Source organism: Dryocola clanedunensis subsp. sulfonylureivorans, from assembly GCF_016756775.1.
GTDB lineage: Bacteria > Pseudomonadota > Gammaproteobacteria > Enterobacterales > Enterobacteriaceae > Dryocola > Dryocola clanedunensis.
Genome location: NZ_JAERMU010000015.1, coordinates 61,956 through 85,291, shown reverse-complemented (window position 1 = coordinate 85,291; position 23,336 = coordinate 61,956). Strand labels below are relative to the sequence as shown.

Sequence of the window (23,336 nt, the reverse complement as noted above, 5' to 3'; positions counted from 1 at the left end):
GGCGGATAAGCCTGCGTCATCCGCCTTCTGAAAGGTTTGCGGTGGATGGCGCTTATCCACCCTACTACTAGATAATAATATTACTGTTAAGAAACGTTCTTCTGAATATGAAGAATGTAGTTGTCTATTCTATATGCCCAATTTGTATCAACGTATTTTCTCATGTCTTTATCAAAGTCATTTAAATTAATCAGTTCTAGGCGTTTTGATTCTTTGGCGACATTTAATGCATCCTTTGTAAAATCACTGCTTGTTATTATTACGGATTTTGTCGCATTTTTAATGTTGAGGAGTCCAAGAGCATTCCTGGCAATTCTTACACCAACGTTACCTTCGTATTGTTTACATTCAATATATAAGATTTCGTATTCTCTAGCAGTTTCTTTTTCTGCTAAAACATCATAACCACCATCTCTGCTTTTACGGGTTACTTTAACTTTATATCCTTTTTTTTCATATAAATATGCACAAAGAAATTCAAACTCATATGGTCTTATATTGTGTATTTGACTTTTTGTAGGTAAACTGTGGTTTATAAACTTTGCTCTAATCAATGTTATAATGTCTTCATAGCCATAAATCCTTCCATCAGGCATATATTGGATATGTGCATTAAAGAAAGCTCTTATAACATCGATAGCCATATATGGTTTGTTCGGTAGTAAATCTAAAATCCATGATATTGATTGCCAAGGCGGATTTTCCTTATCGCCTATTATCAATCTTTTAAGAAAGCTTTCATTGTTGATAAGTTCAGGGATGTTAAATTTCTCACTCTCGAAAATCCACCGAGATGTAAAATCATCGCATCCCATTGTACCTGAAGGAACTATGAAGTTAAAAATCAATTCCTTCACTTCAAGTTCACTGTAACCATCTATATTATCGACATATTCTTTTAAATGCTGAGATGTTGGAAACTGGTAGTCCATTATTAAAAAGGATCTGTCTTTCTGCTCGATATTTATTAACTCTAACCATTCGGTTAAAGATATTTTTGTTGCATCTATAAGATCTTTAGGTGTGGTTTTTCTCATAATTATATAATCCCCTACATAAAAATCATTATTTGGAGTCGATCCTTAAACGTTCCAATTCCTTCCGCCCAAGCGTTTTCAACCAATTTCCCAAACTCATCCCCGCTTCTTTCGCTGCAACTTCAAATTGTAATTTCAGTTCAGGTGTGATGCGGATCTGAAATGTAGGAGCTTTACCTGATTTGGACTGAATTGCATCTCTTTTAACCGTTGACATAAATTTTGCTCCAAGCATAATAAGCGTAATTCAGGTACGTACCTTTATGTGGGCGGCCTGAAAAACGCCCCCGAAAGGTATTACCAGTACCAGACGAGGGCTGACCACAAACGTTATAGGAGTAACGCTATGGCTACTGCCGATAGTAACACATTTGCTCGCCCTGAAATCGAGCCCGCTATCACTACATTGCTGAAAACCCCTCTCAATACCACCATGGATTTGTTCCAGGTGCTCGACTACTGCCAGCATCATGCCGATGTGCTAATTGAAAGCGACGACCGGACGGAGCGTATGGCGCTGTGTGGCCGTTTGTATGCCGGGCTGGAGGTTTTGAAAGTCGTGCTGAAAGCACCTTTGCCGGAATACTTGATCGAGCGCCTTACGCTCAACGCGGCAAATCCTGATGATTATCACTGCCCGCTCTCCAGCGATTCTGAAACCCTGCGGGAATACTGTTCTGCGTTAACTATGGTTTTGTTGCAAGGCCCCCAGCCGTATGAGCAGGAAGAAAAGATCGCAGGGTTATTGTCTGAATTACTTGATGTAATGGTCGACGATCTTAAAGCTCCGCGTTTTGTTCGCTCAGCGTCCGGGCTGATATTGCTAAACGAAGACAGCGAGCCGGTGGTTCACTGATTTTGTAGGGCGGATAAGCTTGCGTCATCCGTCGTTGGATGACGCAAGCGCGCTTTCTGCCTGATAATTTATCGGACCGTCGAGTCTCTGTGCTACAAATCTGAAGATTCCCTGATTTCTTCTGCTGGTTGCTCCCGGTTTGACATAAAATCCGTCATCGCATTTTCGCTACTGAACCAGCTATCCCAATCTTCATCTGATGTCGTAAAAACGCATTTCTCGCCAACTATGGCGATCTCTATATATTTTGTCATTTTTTTTGCTATCAGATCTTAATGTTAATTATCTATAAAAACAGTTTCCAGTAATCTAAACAATTACAGGAAACAATAATATTATTAACGGAAGCGTTAATACATTATAAAAATTAATTATGGTTTCATGAAATATATAACGTTTATGTATGGCACGAAATAATTTTCAATTTAATGATGGCAAAGTTATAAATGAGGATATCACAAAACTAGAAGGGTTTAATATGGCTATTCCGGCTTACCTGTGGCTAAAAGATGACGGTGGTGCAGATATCAAAGGGGCTGTAGATGTTCTGGGAAGAGAGCAAAGCATTGAAGTTCTGAGTTTTGGCCATGGAATGTACCTTCCTACCGATAATATGACAGGTAAAATTACTGGGGCTCGCGTGCATGCTCCGATGATTTTTGAAAAGGAATTCGATTCATCGAGCCCTTATTTATACAAGGCTGTAGTCAAAGGGCAAACGTTAACTTCTGCTGAGTTCAAATGGTATCGTATTAACTATGCAGGCCAGGAAGAGGAGTATTTCAATATGCTCCTTGAAGGCGTAAAAGTGATCTCTATTTGTCCTATGATGCATGACTGTAAAAATCCCTCGGCAGAAAAGCATAATCATCTTGAAGCAGTATCATTGCGATATGAAAAAATTACCTGGAAACATAATGATGGAAATATCATCTTTTCAGATAGTTGGAATGATAGATGATCCGCTGCACCTTTTATCTGAACGGTGGCAGCCTTTCAACTTTGGCCTGTCCTGGGATTGGTTTTTTCCCTGCATACTCGGGCTCGGGAAAAAGTCGGAACAATCCAACTGATGTTGCCATACCCAAAATTGGTCCTTTACCTCCTGGTAATTACTACATTGTGACGAGGGGGACGGGGGGATTGTTTACCGGTATTCGGGACTCTTTTGCATCCTTTGTTTCAGGTTCAGACAGGAGTGTCTGGTTAGCGTTGTATCGGCAGGATTCCAATATTGATGATTTAACTTTTATTGAAGATGTGGAAAGAGGGCATTTTCGCTTACATCCTGCGGGGTATAAAGGTGTGAGCGAAGGGTGTATAACTCTTCCACGGCTTTCTGATTTTATGCTTTTGCGTGAGGCGTTGCTCAAAACAAAACCTTATAATGCAACACCAACACTCAAAGCGTTTGGAACAGTGCAGGTCTATTAATGAAACCAATCAACTATGCATTGCTATGGATAGGCGAGTCGTTTATCTACATTATTATTCTCATCATTCTGTACCTTCTTGTACCTGAAGTGACTGTCTATAGCTTCATCTCAAACTATACGGGTGTAATTCAGGGTGATAACTGGGATAAATATTACTTTCTTGCTCTGTGCATTCTGGCGATGTGCTTCAATGCAGCTTTAATTTTCTTTTCTGCGCTTCTTTGTAAAAGAAAATCCATTAAACGGCATTCATAATCAGAATAATCTATGGAATTCTACAATTTCACTTTAACGGTTTCTGGTATCAACCTTGATACCGAAGGCCATGAAGATGCGCTCTTTGAGGCGGGGTGTGGCGATGCGATGATCGGCTATTACGGTAAAGCTATTTACCTGGAGTTTGACCGCGAAGCACCCTCTCTTCAGGTGGCTATTGCCACTGCAATTCGGGATATAGAAAGCGCAGGTATGGGTGCCCGAGTTGAATCTGTTGATTCTACTTTAGTTGGGTTAAGTGATATTGCTGAACTGTCCGATTTGTCGCGCCAGGCGATAACCATGCTGAAAGATGGTGCTCGTGGTAAAGGTGACTTCCCCAATCCCGTCCAGCGTATCTCAGGCCAATCTCCGCTCTGGGATTGGGCTGAGGTTGCCCAGTGGTTAGAGAGCTGCGGCAGACTTGCGGCGGATTCCGGGCTGGTCGCGAATGCGAAGGAATTAAATACCTGGAATCTGGCACTTCGTATCCGTGCTTCAAAGGAAGAAGCGCGAATTACCGAACTTGTTCACGTTCTGAAGCACTCCCCTGAAGCGCCTCTTCTTCCGCAAGCGTAGCCTTTGCTGCCCTTCAGCCTGTCTCGCCACGGCACCGCTATGCTATAGCTGTGTTATCTATTAACACAGGAGGTGCTATGCCAAGAACAACAAGCATTACGATCGGTGACCAACTGGATGCTTTCGTGAATCGCATGATTGACGATGGTCGTTACGGGTCAACCAGCGAGGTGGTGCGTTCTGCACTGCGCCTGCTGGAGCAAAAAGAATCGCAAATTGCCGTATTAAGAAGGGCGGTGTTTGCTGGCGAAGAGAGTGGCGAAAGCTCCATGACTTTAAGGGAGATTGCGGCACAGAAAAAGCGGGAGCGGAATGTATAAGCTTTCGAAACTTGCCGCCGAGGATTTTGCCAGCATTTATGAGTATACCTTGATCAATTTTGGGGAGGCTCAGGCAGATGGCTATACGGAATCCATGGAAAGCATCCTGGAGTCGATTGTTGCCTCTCCTTTCATTGGTCGTGAGAGTCCTGAAATAGCCGAAGGTATTTATCCTCTGGAGTATCTAATGCACGCCATTTTCTATCGCGTCCGTTCTCAGGATATTTTCATTCTCAGGATACTTCACCACAAGATGGAACCGCTTTTACATTTCCAGGATTTGTAAATGGTAGGGCGGATAAGCTTGCGTCATCCGCCTTCTGAAAGGCTTTGCGGTGGATGGTGCTGGCGTTGATCCACCCTACGAATTTACTGCAAATTTCGCATGAAAAGTTGTTCATAATTTCATTTTTGCGAGGCATCTCGACATCACAACTCATGATCAAAATTAATCCTTTTCCGGGCTAATAATGACTACCAAACTCTCCAAAAGATAAATGGAAGCGCGCCTCAAGGGCGGTAGTCAATCAAAAAGGAATGACGTCAATGGAAGAGACGATCCGCAAAACACTGACAAGCGACCTCCCAGTCGAAGCACAGATTCCATCCTCTGTCTGTAATTTGCTCATTAATGCCCATATGGTTATACTAAAAATACCAAATGGGAGATTAGCTATGAAAGTTTTCACACCAGCAGAAAAATTGCCATCCCCACCGCGTCTGTGGCAGGCCGCCGGGCTGGAAAGCGCGGAAGGTATTGCTGTCGTCTCGCAGATTGAAAACGGGTTAAGCGGTAGCGTTGCTTCTCTGGTGATGGAATGGGCGGACATCACGCAAAGCGAGTTCAAACGTATTACGGGCATTCCCGCTACGACCTTCAGCCGTAGCATTAAGCATGGCTTCACCCCGGAGCAGAGCGAAAAAATTGTTCGGTTTATTCGCGTGCTGGACAGGGCCGTTGAGCTTTTCGAGGGCGATAAAGCCGCTGCCCGCCGCTGGCTAAACGAGCCGGTTCGTGCGCTGGACTGGAAAACACCCGCTGAGTTAATGGCATCTGAAGCCGGGGCGTATGAGGTGATGAAGCTCATCACAAGGCTTGAGCACGGGGTTTATTCGTGAAGCTTTTTCGGCTGACAAAAACACGCTTTCTCTCTTCTGCCTGGTCCGGGTTTGGCGCCAGAGAGGGCGGCGGCCGCTGGAACAGCGTGGGCACGTCGATGGTCTATCTCTCGGAGGCCGCTTCACTCACCATGCTGGAAACCCTGGTGCATTTAAACGCAGCCGGTTTGCTGGATTCTTATACACTGCTGTGCATTGAAGTGGATGAAGCATTAAGCCAGACGGTTGATATCGCCCAGTTGCCGGAGCGCTGGACAGCATCCGAAACGCCTCAGGTGCTGACGTCTCTGGGGGATGCGTGGATTGCTGGCGGTTCATCGCTTTTATTACGCGTACCCAGCGCGGTCTCTCCGGTCGAATTTAATTACCTGCTAAACCCAGATCATCCCCAGGCCGCTTCAGTTATCTCCTCTGCCAAAGTCATCCCTTTTAAATTTGATGAAAGACTGAAGTAACGACAATTTTCTCCCATCCATATCCAGATTCCAGCAATGCGCTGATACCGCACCTCTCCACCACAAAACCTCCATTGTTCACCCACAGAAACAGTGAAATCGTGTTTGAAGGATTTATCGCTCCTCCAGGTCTGCGTAGATTGTGATCCCTGTCACTTTCGCGCCCTGTGCGCGGATCGCGCTTCTACCTGAGATGAGCGTTACTATGCTGAATAATAAAGATAAATCTGCACTAACATCGTGGATGGCCGTTTTCTCACTGACCGTTGCCTGCTTCGTGATGGTCACCACCGAATTCCTGCCTATTGGTCTGCTGACCAATATTGCGCCGTCGCTGGGCGTAAGCACGGGCACGGCGGGGCTGATGGTGACCACTCCAGGGATTGTTGCCGCCGTTGCGGCGCCCGTGCTTAGCCTGATTTCGGGACGTCTCGACCGGCGCTGGCTGATGATTGGGCTATCCGCGCTGCTGGTGGTCTCCAATCTTATCTCCGCCGTTGCCGTGAATTTCCCGATGATGCTGTTGGGCCGCGTGCTGCTCGGCGTCTGCGTGGGGGGATTCTGGTCCTTCTCGATGAACTACGGGCGTCATCTTGTGCCCGAAGCCAGCCAGGGGCGTGCCGTGGCGCTGATTATTAGCGGTGTTTCCGTTGGCGCAGTTTGTGGTGTACCTGCCGGGGCGTTGATCGGCGATCTGTTCGGCTGGCGCGCGGCGTTCTTCGGCAGCGCGGCCCTTGCGGTCGGCGTATTCATTGCCCAGCTGCGCCTGTTAACCCCCGTGCCGCCGTCCCGCCCCGTCACGCCGCAGGATCTGCTGCTGCCGTTTCGCCTGCCGATGGCACGCATTGGGCTGATTGCCATCGTGCTGCTGTTTGTCGGGCATTTCGCCGCCTACACCTACCTGCGCCCCCTGTTGCAGCAGGTGTTCGTGCTGAGTCCGTCGGCGATATCCGTGCAGTTGCTGGCCTACGGTGCCGTGGGGCTGCTGGGTACGTTTGCCGGGGAGCGTCTGGCGGCGCATAGCCTGCGCGCCACGTTTATCCTGGTCGCCGCTATGCTGGCGAGCATTTTGATTGTTTCCCCGTTCCTGAGCGGCCTGCCGGGCGCCACGCTGATGGTGCTGGTCTGGGGCCTGGCGTTCGGCGCGGTGCCCGTCTGTGCGACAAACTGGATGTTCGAGCACGTGCCGCAGGCTCCCGAAGCCGGGCAGGCACTGCTGGTGTGCGTTATCCAGATTGCTCTGGCCTCCGGCGCGCTGCTGGGCGGTGAAGTGGTGGACTGGCAGGGCGTGAGCAGCGCGATGCTGTTCGGCGGGGCGCTGATTCTTTCCGCCGCGCTGGTGTTCGGCCTCTCCTTGCGCACCAGCCTGATTAGCGCTAAACAGTCATAACGATTATTCCTTCCGATAAACAGTCCCGGGCGCGTCCGGGGCTGTCACAGAGAACGCTATGGATCATCATTTACTGGCAATTCGCGTTTTTAACCGCGTGGTGGAGACTGGTGGCTTTACCCGCGCGGCGGACTCTCTGCGCATGCCGAAAGCCACCGTCACCAAGCTGATTCAGAATCTGGAAGACCATCTGCAAACCAAGCTGTTTCAGCGCACCACGCGGAGCGTGTCGGTAACGCCGGAAGGGGAGTGCTATTACCGCCGCACGGTGAAGTGGCTCGCCGACCTGGAGCAGATGGAAGGGTGCATGACCGAATCCCAGAGCGCGCCGCAGGGCGTACTGCGGATAGACGTGGGTGGGGGAACGGCAAAGCACGTTCTGCTGCCAGCGCTGAGGGAGTTTCTTGAGCGCTATCCGCAGATTCAGATAGACCTCGGTGTCGGCGACCGCAATATCGACCTGATTAACGACAGCGCAGACTGCGTGATCCGCAGCGGCCCGCTGGCCGACTCCACGCTGATTGCCCGCCGCTTGTTCGACCTGGAATGGGTGACCTGCGCCTCCCCTGACTATCTCGCCCGCTACGGCACCCCAAAACACCCCGCTGAACTGGAGCAGGGCTACCCGCTGACCCACTATCGCCATGCGGTAAACGACCGGGTGCTGCCGCTGCGCTTTGTCGACCGGGGAAAAACGATGGAGCTGCTTTATCGCTATCAGGTCAGCGTCAACGAGGGCAACGCGCTGCTGGCCTCGGCGCTGGCAGGGCTGGGGATAATCCAGACGCTGAGGTTTATGGCCGAGCCCCATCTGCAAAGCGGCGAGCTGGTAAGCGTACTAAGCGACTGGCAGCCGCCGGGGGAAAATATGTTCCTGGTTTATCCTTCCAACCGCCATCTGAGCGCAAAGCTGCGGGTGTTTATCGAGTGGGCGGTGGAGCGGTTTAACAGGGGCTAATAGCGTTGGTTATGTAACCCCTCACCCCAACCCTCTCCCCAGGGAGAGGGGACAGTCTGGAATACAGCTTCCAGAATGAATGCTTCCTTCTGACAAACAACGAAATACTTTGCATTCTCGCTGGATGGATAGAGAACATATCAAAGCATTACGTCAGAATATGACGCCCGAAGAACGCATTCTCTGGAAGTCTCTCAGGAATCGACAATTTGCTGAATTTAAGTTCAGGCGGCAGCATCCATTAAGACCATTTATCGTGGATTTTGCCTGTCTGGAAGCAAAATTGATCGTTGAACTTGATGGGGGGCAGCATGACGAAAACCGCCGTTACGACGAAGAAAGGAGGCGATGGCTGGAAAAGAGAGGATGGAAGGTGCTGCGTTTCTGGAATAATGAGTTCAGAGCAAATCAGGAAGGCGTGCTGATGGAGATACTGGCGTCGCTCAACGCTCGATCTATCCCCTCTCCCGGGGGAGAGGGGTAGGGTGGGGGTCACCCCCACCGATATCGTCAGCTTTACTGCGGGTAAGGTACCCAGTCGCCGCCGTTGAGGCGCACGTACGGTTTGTTCTGATACTGAATCACTATCGCGTTCGAGTTCTCAGAGACCGGCGCGGTCTGCGGCAGGTTCTTCGTCAGGGCGTCCCAGTCAACCTGGTCGGCCACGAAGTTCTTACCGTCGACGGAGCGGGCGACCAGCTCGGACACCGCCAGCATGCTGCTTGGCTGAGTGATTTCAATGGCGTCCCCTTCGTGCGGCGCTTTCATGCCGACGAACTTAATGCCGACCGGCACGTGGGTGATGTCCGGGCTTGGGATATCTCGCAGGCCGGAGACCTGCATTTTATCGCCTTTCAGCGCCGCGCCGTGCTCCGGCACGATCACCACCATCACTTTACGGCCCGATTTCTCCAGATTCGTCAGGAACGCATCCAGCTCGTCAAACAGCTTCTGGGCGCGGACTTTGTAGTCTGCGGTTTTGCTGTTGCCCGGGAAGTGGTTGCCGTCGTGCAGCGGCAGCAGGTTATAGAAGGTTGCGCTACGGGTATTCGGCTCGCGCTCTTCGCCTTCCATCCAGCGGTTCAGCACGGCCGTATCGTCGTAGACCGGGGAGTTATCAAACGACAGTAGACCCGTCGGCAACCCTTTCTGATCCATCAGCGGCGACTGCATGCCGCCGTATTCGCGAACTTCTTTCAGGAAGTCACCGAATACGCCGTTGTGGTCCATCATCAGGTGCTGGGTGAAACCCAGCTTGGCCAGATTTTCAAACAGGTAGCACTGGCTGCCTTCTGGCGAGTAGAGGTTTTTGTGCGACGGCTGGCCGCAGCTGGCGCGCAGCAGACGAATCGCCGCCGGGCCGCTGTAGGAGGTCGCCGAGTTAAAGTTTTTAAACAGAATATCGAAGTGCTTCCACAGCGGGTGGTTGCTCAGGCCCGCGGCGTCAATGTCTGACCAGGAGAGCGAGCAGATGTTGATCACCAGCAGTTCAAACGGCTGCGAATCGGCGGGCAACGACGTCGGGAAGGTCGTCACGCGTTTTGCCTCCGCGGCGTAGAAGCTGTTCAGCCACGCCGTCAGGTTCTGAGTGGTTGGCGGTGCGGTCTGGGCCGGAATATCACCGGGCACCGGGGCAATGGCGGAGCCGGTTTCCGTCGCCGTGGCGGTTGCGCCCGCTGTCGCCGCTGCCGGCGCTTGCGCCGCACTCGGGAACAGAGAGATTGCTGGCCCTGCGATAGTCAGCACGTTCAGCCAGATAAGGGCGGCCACGACAAACACCGTGACGCGGATCCATTGTGACAGGAACAGCCAGGCAACCAGCAGCACGAAGGCGGCGCCGACCATCTCCCAGTTGATAAAGCGTGTCACCAGGTCAATCAGGTAATCCATGCTGAAGCCCGCCAGCTGCGAACCCTGACTCATGATGCTTTCCGGGCCGGGCAGCCAGGTATCGTGCCAGAACAGGCCAATCCCCACGGGCAGCGCAATCCAGTTGCGCAGGCGGTGGAGCTTCAGGCTCGGCAGCGGGAAGAGCAGAAAAGCGACGAACACCAGGTTTGCCAGCGGATGAAAGTTAAGGTAGCCCGTCCACAGCAGGCCAAACTTCAGCAGATAGTAGAAGTTCCAGCCACCGAGGCCGCGCCAGGATTGCCATAAAGGGGCTAGCGGAGTGCCCGCCGGTACTTTTTTAGTCATGTCGATGGTCTGCCTTGACAGAAGTGCGGCGCAGCGTGCCGGCCGATTTCACGTAACGTGGTTTTAAAAATAATAGGCGAATCAATGCCGTCAGACGCGGTAGCCAGCGGTGGGCTATATAGCCCACGGGGATAAACACGATGGCACAAAGCGCGATCAGTTGAAGGATGTCTGTCAGGTTCATGATTATTCCGCTTGCTCCTGTGAGGTCGCTTTAAGGAGCGTGGTCGGCACCGCGATGCGCCGCACAGGTTTGCCGTTGCGCTCAACCCGGCGAGCCTCATCGATTTCCAGAGAAACCGCCAGCGGTTTGGTCCACTTCTCAGGGTTCATGGCCTGCATCTGCACGATTTCTGCCGAAATTTGATTGTCTTCATACCACACCATGCGGTTAGAGAAGATATCCCCTGCCGGAAGGGGGAAGATATGGTTCAACGCGATGTCCAGGTCGTTGATACGACAGAACGGCAAGAACAGCGTGATGCGATTTTCGCTGATGGTCATGATGTCACCGAGACGGTTAGGGCGACAGAGCGTCAACGCCTGTTCGGCACGCAGTCCCGGCACAGGGCGAAGCGCGACCATCACGCCTTTGCCATCCTGTGGCAGCAGAGTATTGTTCATCAACGAAGAGACTGCGTTGCAGAAGACGTCCCACGGCTGGTATCCGCGCAGCTTTAGTGGCTGCATCTGATCAATCAGCAGATTAATATCTTCCGGCACATGGCGGTTAAACTGCTGCTGCTGAACGCTTTCGATCATCGTCAGACTACGGGAAAGCGGCGCGTTCCACGGGATAATCAACGTTGCGCCACAGCCTAACAGCAGACGTTCATCCGTTGCACGCAGGCTGGCCGTGTTTTCTCTCACCACTATCTTTAGCGCGCTGCCGCGTTGACGACGCAGCGTGTGGATCTGATGGGCCAGGTCATCAATTTGACTGTTTTTTGCCAGCGAGAAGATTACCGTGGATGCCTGTGCGTCGCGGGCCGCCTCGAAAAGGTCATCGTTAGTTTTAAACAGCTGCCAGTATTCGGACAGCGGCGGTGCTCCTTCCAGGATAGCGCTGTGGCTGAGGATTTGCTTTTCATCACTGCGCGGCTGCAGTTCGGCTTCGGCGGTCTCGACAAGCTTCCACTCTTCATCCTGCCAGTGCAGGTCGTGCTGCTGCTGTGCGCTGACGCCTTTTTCGTTGCACCAGAATGAGACATCGTAGCGGCAAATATCCCCCTGATAGCGCATCGACGCCAGGCCGTTGAGGAGCCGATGCTCACTGACCAATAACGATCGTTGTTTGTCGCCGTTAATTCCTGTATTAAGCAACAACACGCTGCATTTATAGCGTTGTGCCCATTTTGTCAGGCCATGGAGCCATTTGCGCAGCGCTTCGGTGGATATATTTTCCCAAGAATGATCCGAAACCAACAAAATAAAGAGATAATGTTCCGGGTTGAGGCTGCACATCAAATCGCGGCGCATATATTTTAGACCATTTTTCGAACCCGGCATGGTAAACACACGGATTTTCTCTGGACCGTGATTGTCATCTACCTTTGCTATTTTTTGGGGGTTATACCCTTGGGTGATAACGGCCACTTTAGCCTGATTGTCTTGTGATGCAATTGTTTGATTTAAAAGGTTTATTGCATCTTCCTGACGATCAATGTTAAGCCACCAAACCCCACCGGCTGGCATGTGTCGCAATTCGTCCCACAAAGAACGGATGCCGACCGAAAATATGGGTTCCATGGCGTCCCCTTGTTTAAAAATTAGTATGTATGTCAGTTTACTAGCGAAAGCCTGGAAATAAACCTAACATTGAAAATAAACAGCATCGGTTTTAGCATTGTAAATCAATTTTCGTTTTCCGAACATTTGCCAGTATCCTTGTCGCGGGTACGGTTAAGGAACATTAGTCACAATGCATGATAAAGAATCTGAAGATGTTCAGGAGACACCGCTTGCCTATGCTTTTCAAAATGATTTTCTTGCATTAAGCAAAGCGTTCTCTTTGCCGGAAATAGATTATACCGATATCTCAGCGCGGGAACAGTTGGCGACAGCGCTTAAACGTTGGCCTTTGCTGGCAGAATTAACGCAACAATAGGGAGTGAGCCTGATGGCTGTCATTGGGTTACAGGGGTTGCGTGGTGGCGTGGGAACCACCTCTATCACCGCAGCGCTTGGCTGGTCTTTACAACAATTAGGTGAATCTGTTCTGGTGGTGGATGCCTCCCCGGACAATTTGTTGCGTCTGTACTTTAACATTGATTTTGCCGAGTCCGGCGGTTGGGCGCGCGCCCTGCTGGATAACCGGGACTGGCACTCTGCGGCCTGGAGCTACACCACACATCTTGATGTGCTGCCGTTTGGGCAGCTTACCGGCAGCGAGCGTGAATCCTTCACCTCCCTTGAGAAAGCGCTCGGTGACTTCAGCAATGCGCTGGAAGAGTTAAAAGCCAGCGGTCGTTATCAGTGGATTCTGGTCGATTTACCGTACGGTTACGGTTCGCTCACGCGGCAGCTATTAAGCCAGATTGACCATCTCATCACAGTCGCAAAGCCGGATACCAACTGCCATACGCGCCTGCATCAGCAAACGCTGCCGCGCGGCTCGTTGCTGCTGGTGAACTATCTTCTGGTGGCGAGCCAGCTCCAGGATGACATCTATCAGCTCTGGCTACAGAGCCAGCGCAGCATGATCCCCATTGTTCTACATCGCGATGAAGCGATGGCGGAATCTGCCGCCAGCAAACAGCCGCTGGGTGAGTACCGTCCGGACTCGCTGGTCGCGCAGGAAATCATGACGCTCGCGAACTGGTGCTTGCTGCGCTTTGCGGCTAAAAACAGCGCTGGGGTCAGTGTATGACCACCCTGACTAGCTGGCTGCTGTTGCCGGCTGCAAGCCAGCGGCTAGGTTCGCGCTATATGACTTATCGGCGCAATGGTGCGCCGCCCTTCAGCGCATTCATCGGCTGTCTCTGGCTGATCCTTGCGTGGACGTTCTTCCCGCTGGAAAATAAACGCTGGTCGCGTATCCGCGCGCTGCATGCCCAGTATTTTCCTCACCTCAATCCGAACCGACCTCGTCCTCTGGATGCGCTTCGCTATTTTGTGCAGTGCGTCTGGCTGATGATTGCCGCCCGGCCGCACAAACTGGGCCTGTGGGAACGCTTTACGACGCTAAATAAAATCAGGGCAGGGCGCGCGCGCTGGCATGCATGGCTCGATAAAATGCCGGCCCGCTTCACCGAGCAGACCAGCCACCTGAGCAAGCAGAAAGAGCTAAGACACCTGAGCAAAGGCCTGCGGCGCGTGCTGATCGGCGTGATTGTGGTCTTCTCCTTCGTTCTGGCGCTGATGTGCGTCACCCAGCCGTTTAACCCGCTTTCTCAGTTTATCTTCCTGATGCTGCTGTGGGGCGTGGCGCTGTTGGTTCGTCGTATTCCGGGCCGCTTCGCCGCGCTGATGCTGATCGTGCTGTCGCTGACCGTCTCCTGCCGCTACATCTGGTGGCGCTACACCTCGACCCTGAACTGGAACGATCCGGTCAGTCTGGTGTGCGGCCTGGTGCTGCTGTTCGCAGAAACCTATGCCTGGCTGGTGCTGATCATGGGTTACTTCCAGGTTGTCTGGCCGCTTAACCGCCAGCCGGTGCCGATGCCGAAAGACACTGACACCTGGCCGGAAGTGGATATCTTCGTGCCGACCTACAACGAAGATCTGAGCGTGGTGAAGGGGACGATTTACGCCTCGCTGGGTATCGACTGGCCGAAAGAAAAACTGAATATCTGGATCCTGGATGACGGCGGCCGCGAAGAGTTCCGCCAGTTTGCCGAGATGGTGGGGGTGAAATACATCGCGCGCACCACCCATGAGCATGCGAAAGCCGGGAACATCAACAATGCGCTGAAGTACGCCACCGGTGAATTTGTGGCGATTTTTGACTGTGACCACGTGCCGACCCGCTCGTTCCTGCAGCTGACGATGGGCTGGTTCTTTAAAGAGAAACAGCTGGCGATGATGCAGACGCCGCACCACTTCTTCTCGCCCGATCCGTTTGAACGTAACCTGGGACGCTTCCGTAAAACCCCGAACGAAGGAACGCTGTTCTACGGGCTGGTGCAGGACGGTAACGACATGTGGGATGCGACCTTCTTCTGCGGCTCCTGTGCGGTTATCCGCCGTGAACCGCTGGATGCGATTGGCGGCATTGCCGTTGAGACTGTGACGGAAGATGCCCACACTTCGCTGCGTTTACACCGCCGCGGTTGGACATCCGCCTACCTGCGTATTCCTCAGGCTGCGGGTCTGGCGACGGAAAGCCTCTCTGCGCATATCGGCCAGCGCATCCGCTGGGCGCGAGGCATGACGCAAATCTTCCGTCTTGATAATCCGCTGTTCGGTAAGGGGCTGAAGCTGGCGCAGCGTTTGTGCTACGCCAACGCCATGTTCCACTTTCTGTCGGGGATTCCGCGGCTGATCTTCCTGACCGCGCCGCTGGCGTTTCTGCTGCTTCACGCCTATATCATTTACGCACCGGCGCTGATGATTGCGCTTTTCGTGTTGCCACACATGGTCCACGCGAGCCTGACGAACTCGAAGATTCAGGGGAAATACCGCCACTCGTTCTGGAGTGAAATCTATGAAACGGTGCTGGCCTGGTATATCGCCCAGCCTACGCTTGTGGCGCTGTTTAATCCGCACAAGGGTAAGTTCAACGTGACGGCGAAGGGCGGCCTGGTTGAGAACGAGTATGTCGACTGGGTGATCACCAAACCTTACCTGTGGCTGGTGGTGATTAACCTGCTGGGCATGGCCGTGGGCGTCTGGCGATTCTTCTATGGTCCTGAGAACGAAGCGCTGACGGTCATCGTCAGTATGCTGTGGGTGTTCTACAACCTGATTATTCTTGGTGGTGCGGTTGCGGTCTCGGTGGAAAGCAAGCAGGTCCGCCGCTCGCATCGCGTTGAGATTCGGATGCCTGCGGCCATCGCTCGCGAGGATGGCCATTTATTCCCATGCACCGTACTGGATTACTCAGACGGTGGGGTAGGCATCAAAATCGACGGTTCTGCCAACGTGCTTGAAGGGCAACGGGTCAATCTGCTGCTCAAACGCGGCCAGCAGGAGTTCTTCTTCCCGGCGCAGGTGATGCGCGTCTTTGATGGCGAAGTGGGCCTGAAGCTCGTCGATCTGACGACCCGACAGCATATTGATTTTATTCAATGTACGTTTGCCCGCGCCGACACCTGGGCGCTGTGGCAGGACAGTTTCCCGGAAGATAAGCCGCTGGAGAGTCTGTTAGACATTCTCAAGCTCGGCTTCCGGGGCTACCGACATCTGGCTGAGTTCGCTCCGCCATCACTGAAGTTTATTTTCCACACCTTCACCCTGCTGGTGGACTGGATTGTGTCGTTTATTCCGCGTAGCCCGGCGGAAACCCGAGCAGAACAGCGGACAGTGTCTGCATTGGCCCAACTTTGATGAAAACGCGATGAAAAGAAAATTATCCTGGTTATGCGCAGCGGCAATAGGCCTTAACGCCCTGCCGATGATGATGGCAAATGCTGCCGATCCGGCAACACCGACAGATCCGACCGCCACCGCGGCCCCAACAGTTCCGGCCGTTGCGCCTGCTACCGAAGCGGTCGTCACCCCGGCGCCAGGGACGCCTGAAGCGCTCACGCCTGCCACGCCGCCGGATGCCAATCCTGTTGTCGGCCAGGTCATGCCGGGGGTGGCAGGTGCTAATGCCCCTGTTGTTGCAGAAAACACACCTTCCCGTAATGTGAAACTGAGCTTCGCGCAGATCGCGCCAGCACCGGGTAACCTGGTGCTGCGTGGGATGAACCCGAACGGTTCCGTGGAGTTTGGCATGCGCAGTGACGAAGTTGTCTCGAAAGCCCTGCTGAACCTGGAGTACACCCCGTCACCTTCACTGCTGCCGGTAGAGTCGCATCTGAAGGTCTATCTCAATGATGAGCTGATGGGCGTATTGCCGGTGACTAAAGAGCAGCTGGGTAAGAAAATTACCGCACAGTTGCCTATCGATCCTCTGTATATCACTGACTTTAACCGCGTGCGCCTGCAGTTTGTGGGTCACTACCGCGACGTTTGTGAAAACCCGAGCAGCTCCACGCTGTGGATGGATGTGAGCCGCGGGAGTTCGCTCGATCTGACTTACCTGAAACTGCCGGTCCAGAATGACCTTTCTCACTTCCCGGTGCCGTTCTTTGACAGTAACGACAACCGTCCGCTGGTCCTGCCGATGGTCTTTGCCGGCACGCCTGATATTGAGCAGCAGCGTGCCGCAGGGATCATCGCCTCCTGGTTCGGCTCCCGCTCCGTCTGGCGCGGCCAGCAGTTCCCGGTGCTGTATAACAAGCTTCTTGAACGCAACGGTATCGTCTTTGCTACCAACGACCAGCGCCCTGATTTCCTGCGTGACCATCCGGCGGTAAAAGCACCGACTATTGAGATGATGTCGCACCCGGACAACCCGTATGTGAAGCTGCTGGTGGTCTTTGGCCGTGACGATAAAGACCTGGTCCAGGCGGCGAAAGGTATCGCGCAGGGTAACGTCCTGTTCCGTGGCAGCAGCGTCACTATTGACGAAGTCAAACCATTACTGCCGCGTAAGCCATATGATGCGCCTAACTGGGTGCGTACAGATCGGCCTGTTACCCTGGGCGAGCTGAAAAGCTACGAAGAGCAGTTGCAGTCCACCGGCCTCGAGCCGACGGCGATAAGCGTCACCATGAACCTGCCTCCGGATCTCTATCTGCTGCGCAGCAACGGTATCGATATGGATCTGAAATATCGTTATACCTCGCCGCCGATGAAAGACAGTTCACGGATGGATATCAGCCTCAATAATCAGTTCCTGCAGGCCTACAGCCTGGAGCCGAAAGATCCAAAAAACAATCTGATGCTGCATCTACCGGTTCTGCAGGGGCTGCTGGATGGCAAAACCGACGTGTCTATTCCGGCGCTGCGTCTGGGAGCGGTTAATCAGCTACGTTTTAACTTCTCCTACACCAACCCGATGCCGGGCGGTACGGTGGATAACTGTATCTCCTACCAGCCGGTGCAAAACCATGTGGTTGTGGACGACGCGTCGACCATCGACTTCTCTGACTACTATCACTTCATCGCCATGCCGGATCTGCGCTCGTTTGCGAATGCAGGTTTCCCGTTCAGCCGTATGGCTGACCTGTCGCAAACCATCGTGCTGGTGAATAAAGATCCAAAACCAGCGCAGGTTACCGCGATGCTGGATGCGCTGGGTTCCCTTGGCTCACAAACTGGGTTCCCGGGTATCAACGTGACGCTTACCGATGACGCGAACAGCCTGCAGGGGAAAGACGCGGACCTGATGATCATTGGCACCATTCCCGACAAGCTGAAAGATGATAAGCGCGTTGATCTGCTGGTTGATGCGGCCAAAAGCTGGGTCAAAACGCCAATGCGTGAGTCCGCGCTGCAAAGCGTGATGACCGACAAAATCGACCGTGCGGCGGATGCGCAAACCACCGTCTCGTCTGACGGGCCGATGGCCGCGATTGTTGGTTTCCAGTCGCCCTACAACGACCAGCGTAGCGTCGTCGCTCTGCTGGCGGACAGCCCGCGCGGCTATGAACTCCTGACCAGTGCAATGAACGACAGCGGCAAACGTGCGGCCATGTCCGGCTCGGTGGCGGTGATTCGTGAGTCTGGCGTTAACGGTATTCGCGTTGGTGATGTCTATTACGTCGGGCATCTGCCGTGGTACGAGCGTCTGTGGTATGCGCTTTCGACTCATCCGGTGTTACTGGCCTTCCTTGCTGCGGTAAGCGTTGTGCTGCTGGCGTGGGTGCTGTGGAGAATTCTGCGTATCCTCAGCCGTCGTCGTATCGACCCGGATGATGAGTAAGCGATGAAATTGCGGATGGGGATGCTGATGACTGGCCTGTTATTCGTGTCCATCACCGGGCAGGCCGCCTGTCACTGGCCTGCCTGGCAAGGGTTTAAAAAAGCGTATATCAGCGATGAAGGGCGGGTGATCGATCCGAGCAATGAGCGGAAGATCACGACGTCGGAAGGGCAAAGCTACGGCATGTTCTTCGCGCTGGCTGCGAATGACAAAGAGGCGTTTGCCCAGCTTCTGCGCTGGACGGAAAACAATCTCGCGCAAGGCTCGCTCAAAGACCATCTGCCTGCCTGGGAGTGGGGCCGCAAAGACGACAACACCTGGACGGTGCTGGACAGTAATTCTGCCAGCGACGCGGACATGTGGATCGTCTGGAGCCTGCTCGAAGCCGGGCGGCTTTGGGATAAACCGAGTTACACACGGTTAGGTCAGCGGCTGTTAAAACGCGTGGCGAAAGAGGAAGTTGCGAAGGTGCCGGGACTCGGCAATATGCTGCTGCCGGGCAAATACGGCTTTAACCATGCGCCGGAGTGGCGCTTTAACCCAAGCTATCTGCCGCCGCAGGTCTTAAGCCGAGTCACCCGCTACAAAGGCCCGTGGAAGTCGATGGTGAAAACCAATCAGCGTCTGCTGCTGGAAACCTCCCCGAAAGGCTTCGCGCCGGACTGGGTGAACTGGGTGGAAGGCAAGGGCTGGCAGATGAAGCCCGAAGAGCCGCTGGTAGGGAGCTATGACGCAATCCGCGTTTATTTGTGGGCGGGCATGATGGCGGATAACGATCCCCACAAAGCCGAGCTGCTTAAACGCTGGCAGCCGATGGCGCAGATGACCGCAAAAAGCGGCCTGCCGCCGGAACATGTCACCGTGGTGACCAGCGAGCGCAAAGGGGATGGCCCGGTGGGATTCTCCGCCTCGCTGCTGCCATTTTTACAGGGCGATAAAGCCGCCCTTGACGTTCAGCGTCAGCGGGTCGTGGCTAACCAACCGCAGACCGACGCCTATTATAACTACGTGTTAACGCTTTTTGGTCAGGGTTGGGATCAGAAACATTTTCGATTTAATGCTCAGGGTGAATTACTCCCGAACTGGGGCAAGGCATGCGTAAATTCTCAATAAATATTATAAGTTTATCCCTCGGGCTGATGCTGATGCCGCTGGCAGCCGAAGCCGTTACGCCGCAGCAGCAGCTGCTCGAACAGGTGCGGCTGGGTGAAGCCAACAAACGTGAGGATTTGGTACGCCAGGCCCTGTACCGTCTTGAGTTAATCGACCCAAATAATCCCGATGTTATCGCCGCGCGGATGCGCTATTTGCTGCGTCAGGGCGACAGCGACGGGGCAAAGAAACAGTTAGATCGCCTGTCAAAGTTGGCACCTTCTTCTTCGGCATATCAGCAGGCGACTACCACGATGGCGTTATCCACGCCTGAGGGACGTCAGAAACTCCAGGAAGCCCGTTTACTGGCTTCCACAGGCCACACCGCCGAAGCGGCCGCAGCCTATGAGAAAATCTTTAACGGCAACCCGCCAAAGGGCGATTTGGCCGTCGAATACTGGACGTTGATGGCAAAAGATCCTGCCCGTCGGGCACAGGCTATAGATAAACTCAAAGCGCTGAATATCGCCACCCCAGGCAATGCCATGCTGCGGGGTAATCTGGCACGTTTGCTGTTTGCAGATGGCCGCGACCAGGAAGGATTTGCGGTGCTGGAGCAGATGGCGAAGGCGAGCAACAGTCGTCAGGACGCCGCCGATCTCTGGTATGCCCAAATCAGCGAGATACCGGTAAGCGAAGCGAGCGTAGCCGCTTTGCAACGCTTCCTCGGCATCTTTAGCGAAGGCGACAAAGTCGACGCCGCCCGGGCGGCGCTTGCCGATCAGCAGAACAAACTTGCCGACCCGGCATTTAAAGCCCGGGCCGAAGGGCTTGCCGCGGTCAGCGCCGGCACCGCCAGCAAGGCTATCCCGCAGTTGCAGAAGGCGGTGGCGGCCAATCACAGCGACAGCGAGGCCGTGGGTGCGCTGGGCCAGGCCTATTCGCAGCAGGGCAACCGCGCGAAAGCCGTTCAGCAGTTCGAAAAAGCAATCAAATTGGATCCCGAGAGCGATAACCGCGGCAAGTGGGACAGCCTGCTGCAAACCAACCGCTACTGGCTGCTCATTGAGCAGGGCGATGCCCAGCTTAAGGCCAACAACCCTGACGGCGCGCAGCAGAAATACCAGCAGGCCCGCAGCGTGGACAACACCGACAGCTATGCGGTGCTTGGGCTCGGGGATGCCGCGGTTGCGAAGAAAGACGACGCCACCGCCGAGCGCTACTATCAGCAGGCTTTACGCATGGACAGCGGCAACAGCAACGCCGTGCGCGGGCTGGCTAACGTCTATCGCCGCCAGTCGCCGGAACGCGCTACGGCCTTCATTCAGGGTCTTTCCGCCAGCCAGCGCCGCAGCATTGACGATATCGAACGCAGCCTGCAAAACGATCGTCTTGAAAATGAAGCCACCGCGCTGGAAAGCCAGGCGCAGTGGGCGCGAGCCGCAGAAGTACAGCGCCAGCGTCTGAAGCTGGACCCGGAAAGCGTGTGGATAACCTATCGCCTCGGCAAAGATTTAAGCGCCGCTGGCAAACGCAGCGAAGCCGATTCGCTAATGCGAGGTCTTGCTCAGCGACGCCCGGCCGACCCGGAGCAGGTCTATGCAAACGGGCTGTATCTTTCTGGCAATAACCAGGAAGAAGCGGCGCTGACGCATCTCGATACCCTGCCGCGCAGCCAGTGGAACGACAATATCAACGAGCTGGCTGACCGTCTGCAAAGCAATCGCGTGCTGGAGACGGCTAACCGTTTACGCGACGGCGGCAAAGAAGGCGACGCTATCGCGCTGCTGAAACAGCAGCCGCAGTCTGACCGCATTGATCTCACGCTTGCCGACTGGGCAACACAGCGCGGTGACCACGCGACGGCCGTGGCTCAGTACCAGCAGGTATTGCAACGTGATGCGAATAATACTGACGCACGTTTGGGCCTTGCCGAAGAGTACGCCTCGCAGGGAGATAAACAGCAGGCGCGCGAGCAGCTTGCTCAGATGCAGAAAGCGCCGGCCAGCGAGCCTTTGTCGATCAATACCGAACGTCGCATTGCCAACGTGCAGGCCGCAACGGGCGACACGGCCCAGGCGCAGCAGACCTTTGCGCGCATTGTTCCTGCTGCTAAAGACCAGCCGCCCTCGATGGAAAGTGCGCTGGTTATGCGCGATGCCGCGCGTTTCCAGGCTGAAAATGGTCAGCCGGAACAGGCGTTTGAAACCTATAAAGACGCTATGGTTTCCTCCGGCCTGACCGATACGCGTCCGACAGACAACGACAGCTTTACCCGCCTGACCCGTAACGATACGAAAGACGACTGGCTGAAACGCGGTGTCAGAAGCGATGCGGCCGATCTCTATCGCCAGCAGGATGTGAACGTTACGCTCGACCATGACTACTGGGGATCCAGCGGTACGCCGGGCTATTCGGATCTCAAGGCGCACACCACAATGTTGCAGGTGGATGCTCCGCTTAGCGACGGACGGATGTGGTTCCGCACTGATTATGTGAATATGGATGCCGGATCGTTCAGCGATGGCGGCTACAACGAGAGCTGGGGCACGTGTGCCGAGCACACCTGTAGCGGCAGCACAAATCAGACGGCCAACGGCGCGAGCCTGGCGGTGGGCTGGAAGAACAATACCTGGGAGGCGGATATTGGCACCACGCCGCTGGGCTTTGACGTGGTGGATGTGGTGGGTGGCGTAAGCTACAGCAACGATATTGGCCCGCTGGGCTATACCGTAGATGCTCATCGTCGGCCAGTTGCCAGCTCCCTGCTCTCCTTTGCCGGCCAGAAAGACCCGAATACCGGGACCGAGTGGGGCGGCGTTCGCGCTACGGGTGTGGGGATCAGCACCAGCTACGATAAAGGTGAAGCGAACGGTATCTGGGCAAGCCTCAGCACCGATACTCTGACGGGTAAAAACGTTGAGGATAACTGGCGTGTGCGGTTCATGACGGGCTACTACTACAAGCTAATCAACGAGAACAACCGCCGGGTGACCGTTGGCCTGACCAATATGCTGTGGCATTACGATAAAGATTTAAGTGACTACTATCTCGGCCAGGGCGGTTACTACAGTCCGCAGCAGTATGTCTCGTTTGCGGTGCCGATAATCTGGCGTCAGCGGACGGAAAACTGGTCCTGGGAGCTGGGTGGTTCCGGTTCGTGGTCCTATTCCAAATCGAAAGACGGCAAGCGCTATCCGATTTCGAGCCTGGTCCCGAACGACGGCAGCTATGCTGACCGCGATTCTCCTTCGGACGGCAGCAGCAGCAACGGCTTCGGCTATACCGCGCGAGCGCTGGTGGAGCGCAGGCTTGACTCTCACTGGTCGATTGGCGCCGGGATAGACATTCAGCAGGCGAAGGATTACACCCCAAGCCACGCGCTGATTTACCTGCGTTACTCAATGGCAGGCTGGCAGGGCGATATGGACATGCCGCCGCAGCCGCTGGTGCCTTACGCTGATTTCTGATGATGTGAACGGGGAGGGGGCAACGTGTTGTCTCCCTCCCTGATGAATAATCCACAACCGTTTACGTTCTGATAGAAAAGAACTACAGAAACAGATAAACGAGCAGTGAAAACGTCGAAATAATGCCACCCATCGACAGAAGAAAGCCAATAAAGAAAGCCTCCTCATTGCTGAATGTAATGGTGTGCAAATGATTAATTAAGCGTCGTGAAAATATATTGAATAAGTGTTTTAACATGACAAATACCTTTGCTGATG

At 53.8% G+C, this 23,336-nt stretch carries 22 protein-coding genes; 17 read left to right on the top strand and 5 right to left on the bottom strand.

Annotated features, from left to right (window positions below; genetic code table 11):
* Window positions 1-86: 86 nt before the first annotated feature.
* Together HYQ67_RS16185 and HYQ67_RS16180 are read right to left on the bottom strand one after the other, a co-directional pair.
* Window positions 87-1,037, bottom strand: a complete 951-nt coding sequence (locus tag HYQ67_RS16185; RefSeq protein WP_202305114.1) for a restriction endonuclease — start codon at window positions 1,035-1,037, stop codon at window positions 87-89.
* A 28-nt stretch (window positions 1,038-1,065) separates the two neighbouring features.
* The gene (locus HYQ67_RS16180; RefSeq protein ID WP_202305113.1) at window positions 1,066-1,254 is read right to left on the bottom strand and encodes a type II toxin-antitoxin system HicB family antitoxin; all 189 of its coding nucleotides are present in this window, start codon (window positions 1,252-1,254) and stop codon (window positions 1,066-1,068) included.
* A 129-nt stretch (window positions 1,255-1,383) separates the two neighbouring features.
* Here HYQ67_RS16180 and HYQ67_RS16175 point away from each other — a divergent pair, with 129 nt between their 5' ends.
* The 11 genes from HYQ67_RS16175 (at window position 1,384) to HYQ67_RS16125 (ending at window position 8,889) form a co-directional block, all read left to right on the top strand.
* Entirely contained in the window at window positions 1,384-1,893 is a 510-nt protein-coding gene (locus HYQ67_RS16175) for a hypothetical protein (protein ID WP_202305112.1), read from the top strand.
* Between the two features lie 478 nt (window positions 1,894-2,371).
* Entirely contained in the window at window positions 2,372-2,854 is a 483-nt protein-coding gene (locus HYQ67_RS16170; protein WP_202305201.1) for an Hcp family type VI secretion system effector, read from the top strand.
* Window positions 2,851-3,327: a DUF2778 domain-containing protein gene (locus tag HYQ67_RS16165; protein ID WP_202305111.1), complete on the top strand. Its 477-nt coding sequence runs from the start codon at window positions 2,851-2,853 to the stop codon at window positions 3,325-3,327. The genes HYQ67_RS16170 and HYQ67_RS16165 overlap by 4 nt, the downstream gene beginning before the upstream one ends.
* A gap of 269 nt (window positions 3,328-3,596) precedes the next feature.
* Window positions 3,597-4,163 carry a helix-turn-helix transcriptional regulator gene (locus HYQ67_RS16160; protein WP_202305110.1) on the top strand — a complete coding sequence of 189 codons (567 nt, stop codon included), beginning with the start codon at window positions 3,597-3,599 and terminating at the stop codon, window positions 4,161-4,163.
* Window positions 4,164-4,240: 77 nt separating this feature from the next.
* On the top strand, window positions 4,241-4,483 hold the full coding sequence (locus tag HYQ67_RS16155) for a type II toxin-antitoxin system ParD family antitoxin (RefSeq protein ID WP_202305109.1): 243 nt from the start codon (window positions 4,241-4,243) through the stop codon (window positions 4,481-4,483).
* Entirely contained in the window at window positions 4,476-4,769 is a 294-nt protein-coding gene (locus tag HYQ67_RS16150) for a type II toxin-antitoxin system RelE/ParE family toxin (protein WP_202305108.1), read from the top strand. The genes HYQ67_RS16155 and HYQ67_RS16150 overlap by 8 nt, the downstream gene beginning before the upstream one ends.
* A 389-nt stretch (window positions 4,770-5,158) precedes the next feature.
* Window positions 5,159-5,602: an Xre family toxin-antitoxin system antitoxin gene (locus tag HYQ67_RS16145; protein ID WP_202305107.1), complete on the top strand. Its 444-nt coding sequence runs from the start codon at window positions 5,159-5,161 to the stop codon at window positions 5,600-5,602.
* The gene (locus HYQ67_RS16140) at window positions 5,599-6,057 is read left to right on the top strand and encodes a type II RES/Xre toxin-antitoxin system toxin (RefSeq protein ID WP_202305106.1); all 459 of its coding nucleotides are present in this window, start codon (window positions 5,599-5,601) and stop codon (window positions 6,055-6,057) included. Before HYQ67_RS16145 ends, HYQ67_RS16140 begins: the two co-directional genes overlap by 4 nt.
* A gap of 205 nt (window positions 6,058-6,262) precedes the next feature.
* A complete protein-coding gene (locus tag HYQ67_RS16135) occupies window positions 6,263-7,447 on the top strand; it encodes an MFS transporter (protein ID WP_202305104.1) in 1,185 nt (394 codons plus the stop codon).
* A 58-nt stretch (window positions 7,448-7,505) separates the two neighbouring features.
* Window positions 7,506-8,405 (top strand): LysR family transcriptional regulator, encoded by a 900-nt coding sequence (locus tag HYQ67_RS16130; RefSeq protein WP_202305102.1) that lies wholly within the window; start codon window positions 7,506-7,508, stop codon window positions 8,403-8,405.
* Between the two features lie 124 nt (window positions 8,406-8,529).
* On the top strand, window positions 8,530-8,889 hold the full coding sequence (locus HYQ67_RS16125; RefSeq protein ID WP_202305199.1) for an endonuclease domain-containing protein: 360 nt from the start codon (window positions 8,530-8,532) through the stop codon (window positions 8,887-8,889).
* A gap of 32 nt (window positions 8,890-8,921) precedes the next feature.
* On the opposite strand, the gene bcsG is transcribed toward HYQ67_RS16125, so the two are convergent.
* From bcsG to bcsE, 3 genes are read right to left on the bottom strand one after another with little or no spacing between them, the layout of a single operon-like run.
* Window positions 8,922-10,601, bottom strand: coding sequence for a cellulose biosynthesis protein BcsG (gene bcsG / locus HYQ67_RS16120; RefSeq protein WP_202305101.1), 1,680 nt, complete (start codon window positions 10,599-10,601; stop codon window positions 8,922-8,924).
* Entirely contained in the window at window positions 10,594-10,785 is a 192-nt protein-coding gene (gene bcsF / locus HYQ67_RS16115) for a cellulose biosynthesis protein BcsF (protein WP_202305097.1), read from the bottom strand. Before bcsF ends, bcsG begins: the two co-directional genes overlap by 8 nt.
* A gap of 2 nt (window positions 10,786-10,787) precedes the next feature.
* On the bottom strand, window positions 10,788-12,350 hold the full coding sequence (gene bcsE, locus HYQ67_RS16110; RefSeq protein WP_202305096.1) for a cellulose biosynthesis protein BcsE: 1,563 nt from the start codon (window positions 12,348-12,350) through the stop codon (window positions 10,788-10,790).
* Between the two features lie 172 nt (window positions 12,351-12,522).
* On the opposite strand from bcsE, the gene bcsR reads away from it, so the two are divergent.
* The 6 genes from bcsR to bcsC are packed head-to-tail and all read left to right on the top strand — an operon-like array spanning window position 12,523 to window position 23,078.
* A complete protein-coding gene (bcsR, locus tag HYQ67_RS16105) occupies window positions 12,523-12,708 on the top strand; it encodes a cellulose biosynthesis protein BcsR (RefSeq protein WP_202305089.1) in 186 nt (61 codons plus the stop codon).
* A gap of 12 nt (window positions 12,709-12,720) precedes the next feature.
* Window positions 12,721-13,470, top strand: coding sequence for a cellulose biosynthesis protein BcsQ (bcsQ, locus tag HYQ67_RS16100; RefSeq protein WP_202305087.1), 750 nt, complete (start codon window positions 12,721-12,723; stop codon window positions 13,468-13,470).
* Window positions 13,467-16,088 (top strand): UDP-forming cellulose synthase catalytic subunit, encoded by a 2,622-nt coding sequence (gene bcsA / locus HYQ67_RS16095; protein WP_202305082.1) that lies wholly within the window; start codon window positions 13,467-13,469, stop codon window positions 16,086-16,088. The genes bcsQ and bcsA overlap by 4 nt, the downstream gene beginning before the upstream one ends.
* A 10-nt stretch (window positions 16,089-16,098) precedes the next feature.
* The gene (gene bcsB / locus HYQ67_RS16090; protein ID WP_202305080.1) at window positions 16,099-18,516 is read left to right on the top strand and encodes a cellulose biosynthesis cyclic di-GMP-binding regulatory protein BcsB; all 2,418 of its coding nucleotides are present in this window, start codon (window positions 16,099-16,101) and stop codon (window positions 18,514-18,516) included.
* Between the two features lie 3 nt (window positions 18,517-18,519).
* The gene (bcsZ, locus tag HYQ67_RS16085) at window positions 18,520-19,629 is read left to right on the top strand and encodes a cellulose synthase complex periplasmic endoglucanase BcsZ (protein WP_202305079.1); all 1,110 of its coding nucleotides are present in this window, start codon (window positions 18,520-18,522) and stop codon (window positions 19,627-19,629) included.
* On the top strand, window positions 19,611-23,078 hold the full coding sequence (gene bcsC / locus HYQ67_RS16080; RefSeq protein WP_202305076.1) for a cellulose synthase complex outer membrane protein BcsC: 3,468 nt from the start codon (window positions 19,611-19,613) through the stop codon (window positions 23,076-23,078). Before bcsZ ends, bcsC begins: the two co-directional genes overlap by 19 nt.
* Window positions 23,079-23,336 lie beyond the last annotated feature (258 nt).